The organism is Robertmurraya sp., assembly GCF_036676585.1.
GTDB lineage: Bacteria > Bacillota > Bacilli > Bacillales > Cytobacillaceae > Robertmurraya_A.
In genome coordinates this window covers 1-5,412 of the sequence record NZ_JAKFCQ010000221.1, presented here as the reverse complement: position 1 = coordinate 5,412, position 5,412 = coordinate 1, and the positions used below count along the sequence as shown (strand labels likewise).

Here is a 5,412-nt window from a genome sequence, read left to right as displayed (position 1 = left end):
AAAGATGGATTCACGCAAGCGATCATCGACCAAGGAACAGTGGACGGGAAATTCTACGGAATGGGTTATTCAGACTCAGGCGTAGCCATCATGTATAACGAAGACATGATCAATGCACTACCTGAAGATATAAAAGCATTAGTTCCTTCACTTGATCAAGACTGGACATGGGATCAATTTATTGAATTATCAAGAAAAGTGGACGAGTTTGCAAAAACGTCGGATGATCCAGTGTTTGCAAATTATGAAGCGGCTGTAAGTTTATTACTAACAGATATTACTGCAGGTGCCTATGAATTAGGAACATACTACTTCACCCCACTTCTTTGGGGAAATGATGCAAACATCGTCGCTGAAGATGGTGTCACAGTTGATGGCGTCTTAAACAGTGACAAAAGTGTAGAAGCATTAACAAAGTATGCGCAATTATTTGCTGAACCAGCACTTGCTAGTGCGACAGAATCTGAAAAAACATTCCATACGGGAAAATCAGCACTATCAGTTAGCGGATTCTGGTATGTAAATGAACTGATCAATAATTATCCTGACTTAAAATTCAAAACTGTTCGTTATCCGAAAATGAGTAAAGACTTCGATGGGTTATACACACCATCAGGTTCTTGGGCATTTGTACGTAACGGACAAGAAGAAGACGAAGAACGCATCAAGCAAATCGTTGAAGTCATGGAATGGTTAACTAACGACGAAGCATCAAAAGAATATTTCGCTAAAAACGGTTCTATTCCAACAAGAATCAATTCCGTTGACGCGATTGATACAAATACAGACAATCCATCTCACAACGATGCTTGGACCGTATTAAAGTATCAAGTGGAAAACACAAACAAATCTCGTCCGGTATCACCTGGATATCCTTATCTTTCTGAAACCTTTGCAAAAGACGTTATTCTAAAAATCGCTCAAAACAAAGCGACAGATGAAGCAACAATCAAGAAATATTTAGACGATGCATCGAAGAAAATTGAATTGGAATTTGCAAAGTACAAAAAATAATCGTTTGTAAAAAGTAAGAGGTGAGGCAATGACCTCACCTCTTACTCTTTTTTTAAAAAGGGGTGTGAACCATGAAAAAATTGATCAAACGTATTGTAAAAGTGAGAAATACAACCGAACACCTCAGACAAAGTGAACATTATAAAACAAGAGATATCGTGTCCGCTTACGGATTTTTAACACCTGCTTTAATTCTTGCGATTCTATTCATTGTATTACCAATTATTCTAGCATTTACGTACGGGTTTACGGATTACTATTTATTAAAACCAAACGACAAAGAATTTATTGGACTTGAAAACTTTAAGCGAATGATGACAGATGAAGTGTTGATCCAAAGTTTTAAAAACACGATTAAGTTTGTGGTGTTTGTTGTTCCTCTGCAACTGTCGATGGCCCTTGGACTTGCACTTATTGTTAACAAAAAAATCAGAGGCGTAGGGTTCTTCCGTACCGCGTATTTTTCACCAGCTGTTTTATCTCTTGTTGTTATCTCAATCCTATGGACGGTTATGTTAAACCCAACATCTGGATTAATTAATGAGCTCCTTGCGAATGTTGGGATTTCAAAGCAGCCTTTCCTCTCAAGTGCGTCTCAAGCAATGTATACGATCATTGCGATCTCTGCATGGTCAGGGTGTGGGTATCAAATGATGATCTTTTTAGCAGGACTTAAAAATATTGATGGAAGCCTTTATGAAGCAGCGGATATTGACGGAGCCAATGCGTTCCAAAAGTTTTTATTTATTACCATTCCGTCATTAAAACCCATTCTGATGTTTTTAGTGATTACCACCACGATTCAGGCGTTTAAACTCATTGTTCAACCGATGGTTATGACAGGTGGAGGTCCAGATTACTCAACGATTACCATTTTGCAATACATTTATGAGTATGGATTCCGTCACCGAAACATTGGATATGCAAGTGCCATTACATTAGTATTCACAATTTTCTTAGTCGTTATCTCAATCATTATTAAAAAGCTATTTAGAGAGGAGAGAGCAGCATGAAAATTGTAAAGAAAACCTTGTTTTATATCTTGGCTTCTCTTGTGGCATTACAATTTTTACTTCCTCTTATTTGGATGATTCTTTCTTCATTTAAAATCGATGAAGTGATTTACAAAGATATGGGTACAATCTTTGCCTTTGTTCCAAGATTTTCTGATCTTTCGTTTGATTCCTATGTGGAGTTATTAGGTTTTTATAACATCTTTAAGAACGTTGGAAATAGTTTGATTTATGCATCTGTTACAGTGGTTGTAGGATTAACCATCAATTCATTGGCAGGATATGCACTAGCAAGGTTTAAATTTCCATTTAAGGATTGGATTTTAATTTTTATTATCGCACTTATGATTGTGCCAATTGAAGCGACCATTCTTCCATTGTTTTTAGTGGTAAATGAGATGGGATTAATCAACACGATTCCAGGTTATTTGCTGCCATTTATCATCAATGTGATGAACATATTCTTATTCAGACAACATTTCTTATCCTTCCCTGGTGAATTGATTGAATCAGGAAAAATCGACGGACTAAGTGAAGTAGGATGTTTCTTCCGAATCGTCATGCCGTCAAGCTTAAATATGTATATTACAGTTGGGATTTTAACGTTCTTAGCATCATGGAATGATTTTTTATGGCCAGTTATGGCGTTATCAAACGCAGATTTGATGCCAATTCAAGTTGCCCTTAATGCGGTTTTTGCAGACACGTATAACATTTTCACAAGTCACATGATGGCAGCACTAACAATCGTAACGATTCCAATTGTTATTCTTTATATCATTTTCCAAAAATACATTGTGGAAGGTTCCATGCAAAGTGGAATTAAATAGAAGAGGTGCCCTATGAATCGACTACAAAAAGCAAACGACTATATCAAAGAAAACAAACATAAAACAAATAACCGCCCACATTTTCACTTTTCACCAGAAATCGGATGGCTCAATGACCCCAATGGTTTTTCCTTTTACAAAGGGAAATACCAGCTCTTTTATCAGTATTACCCGTATGACATTGTATGGAATGACATGCATTGGGGTCATGCAACAACAAATGATTTTGTCAATTGGGAGTACCTTCCCGTAGCGATGGCCAATGACAAAGCGTATGATGCAAACGGATGTTTTTCTGGAAGTGCGATTGAAAAGGATGGCAAGCTCTATCTCATTTATACAGGGCATATTGATCCTAACTTAGGCTTTGATAAAGATGAATCACAAATTGCTGAACGTCAGTGTGTTGCAGTATCAGAGGATGGTATCCATTTCGAAAAATCCAAATTAAATCCCGTGATTGGGGAAAAAGAATTGCCAGAAGGGTATCTCATTTGTGATTTCAGAGACCCAAAAGTGTTAGAGCGTGACGGGGTATACTACTGTGTATTAGCGGTAAGAAACGAGAAACGTCGTGGTGAAATCATCATGTTCCAATCAAAAGATTTACTTCAGTGGAGCTTTCATTCTTCAATATTCCAAATGTCATTTGAAGAAAATACGTTACTAGAATGTCCAGATCTCTTCCACTTAGACGGAAAAGATGTGCTAATTTTCTCAGAAATGCCATGCGACCCTGAATTTGACGGAGAAGTAGAGAAAAAGACGTCTTATGTGATTGGACACATGGATTTTGAAAACGGAGCATTCACTCCTGAGGCAAAGGGCTTGCTAGATTATGCAACGTTTTACGCACCTCAAACAACGGACGGTCAAAACGGAGAGAGACTTTTAATTGGATGGATGCATCGTTGGACAAAAGCAACACCACCAAAAGAGTACGGCTATAATGGCATGATGAGTTTACCAAGAAAGTTACACATCAAAAACAACACATTGATTCAACAAGCTTTTATTAACCATGAAGATTATTTCACACCCGTTGCTGTTCATGAACATGTTACATTAAATGAGGACTTGCACATTGAAAGCGGAAGAACAGGATATTTATCCCTATCACTATTATCTAAGAGTGAATCGTTTGTTGTTGAATTAAACAAGGAAGATAAAACAGCAACACGTCTGAGTGTGGATCCATCTTCCAATTCTGTTGTGATTACATCTGATTATGGAGATAGTGAACCAATTACCGTACATGACTGTTTTAACAATGAAGAAATCACACTAGAAATTTATGTGGATCTTCATTCAGTTGAAATCTTTGTGAATAAGGGAGAAAAAGTCGTAACATTTACGGCATATGAAAAAGAAAAAGGAACAAGCATTGTCCTTTCAGGAAAAGGAGCCCAATTAAAAGAAGTTCGTTATGAGGCGTTTAGTTCTTAATAAACGAAATAACACAGCTCTGTTTAACAACAGGGCTGTTTATTTACTTAAATACTATCTTCTTTTTCCTGTACGTGATAGATTCTATTTAAAAAGGATTTTTAAATAAGATGAAAAAATACTTATCCTATATTGAAGAAATAGTCCCTTTGTACTTCCCAATTGAAAAATGGGAGATTGTTCCCGGGCCAAGTGGGGAAAACAATACAATCCTATTTATTCTGGCAAACGATGAGAAACACGTACTGAGAATTTACGAAACCCATCAAGATGAAAGGAAGGTACACTTTGAACATGCTGTATTACTATCATTAAAAGAACGGCCTCTTTCCTTATCCATACCAGTACCGATAAGAACAAAAGATGGGCAAACCATTGTCAAAACTCGATCCGGATTTCTTGCAGGATTGTTTAGATTTATCGATGGGACGAATCCTGCCCTAGAGGACGTTGAACAAATCTATTCATTTGGTATGGCGGCTGGTCAACTTACTGCAGAACTTGCCGAGATCAGTGTAAATCAACTTCCTGTATATAGACCGTATTATGATATGGATCATACGCACCCAAGATGTTCATTGGATCAGATTAAAGATTTTTCCCTAAATCCACCTGAGGACTTTGTGGAATTAGCTCAAGAATTATTAATTATTTACAAACAACTAGTTTCATTTCAATACAGAGTCCCATTTTTAAAAAGACTACCTCATCAGCTCGTCCATGGAGATTTAAATGCTTCCAACATTCTTTCGGCTGGGGATGGGGAGATTTCCGCCATTCTTGATTTTGAATTTGTTACTCATGATTTACGAGTCATGGAAGTTGCGGTTTCTATTTCAGATTTTATAGATGATGTAGAAGATGAGACCATTATTTTGAAAAGATTTCTGCCTTCCTAACGGGATATGGCAGTAGAATTAAGCTGACAGATGAAGAAATTCATGCCCTTCCTCTTCTAATTCAGCTCCGGAGTTTAGATGTGTTTATCCATTTTCTTGGCCGTTATTGGGACGGGGTGGACTCTATTGATACGGTCAAAAAGTATATTCGTAAGGGTGCACGAAGAGTTTCATGGATTTTAAACCATCAAGAAAAGTTCATCAAATTCA

5 protein-coding genes are annotated in these 5,412 nt (G+C 37.1%); all 5 read left to right on the top strand.

Annotated features, from left to right (window positions below):
- Window positions 1-1,014, top strand: a 1,014-nt coding sequence (locus ACGLXV_RS25720; RefSeq protein WP_391560864.1) for an extracellular solute-binding protein, incomplete at its 5' end; no start/stop codon positions are given.
- Window positions 1,015-1,085: 71 nt separating this feature from the next.
- Window positions 1,086-2,027, top strand: a complete 942-nt coding sequence (locus ACGLXV_RS25715; RefSeq protein WP_391560863.1) for a carbohydrate ABC transporter permease — start codon at window positions 1,086-1,088, stop codon at window positions 2,025-2,027.
- On the top strand, window positions 2,024-2,857 hold the full coding sequence (locus tag ACGLXV_RS25710; RefSeq protein WP_391560862.1) for a carbohydrate ABC transporter permease: 834 nt from the start codon (window positions 2,024-2,026) through the stop codon (window positions 2,855-2,857). The genes ACGLXV_RS25715 and ACGLXV_RS25710 overlap by 4 nt, the downstream gene beginning before the upstream one ends.
- A 12-nt stretch (window positions 2,858-2,869) precedes the next feature.
- Window positions 2,870-4,303 carry a glycoside hydrolase family 32 protein gene (locus ACGLXV_RS25705; RefSeq protein WP_391560861.1) on the top strand — a complete coding sequence of 478 codons (1,434 nt, stop codon included), beginning with the start codon at window positions 2,870-2,872 and terminating at the stop codon, window positions 4,301-4,303.
- Window positions 4,304-4,413: 110 nt separating this feature from the next.
- Window positions 4,414-5,202, top strand: coding sequence for a phosphotransferase enzyme family protein (locus ACGLXV_RS25700; protein ID WP_391560860.1), 789 nt, complete (start codon window positions 4,414-4,416; stop codon window positions 5,200-5,202).
- Window positions 5,203-5,412 lie beyond the last annotated feature (210 nt).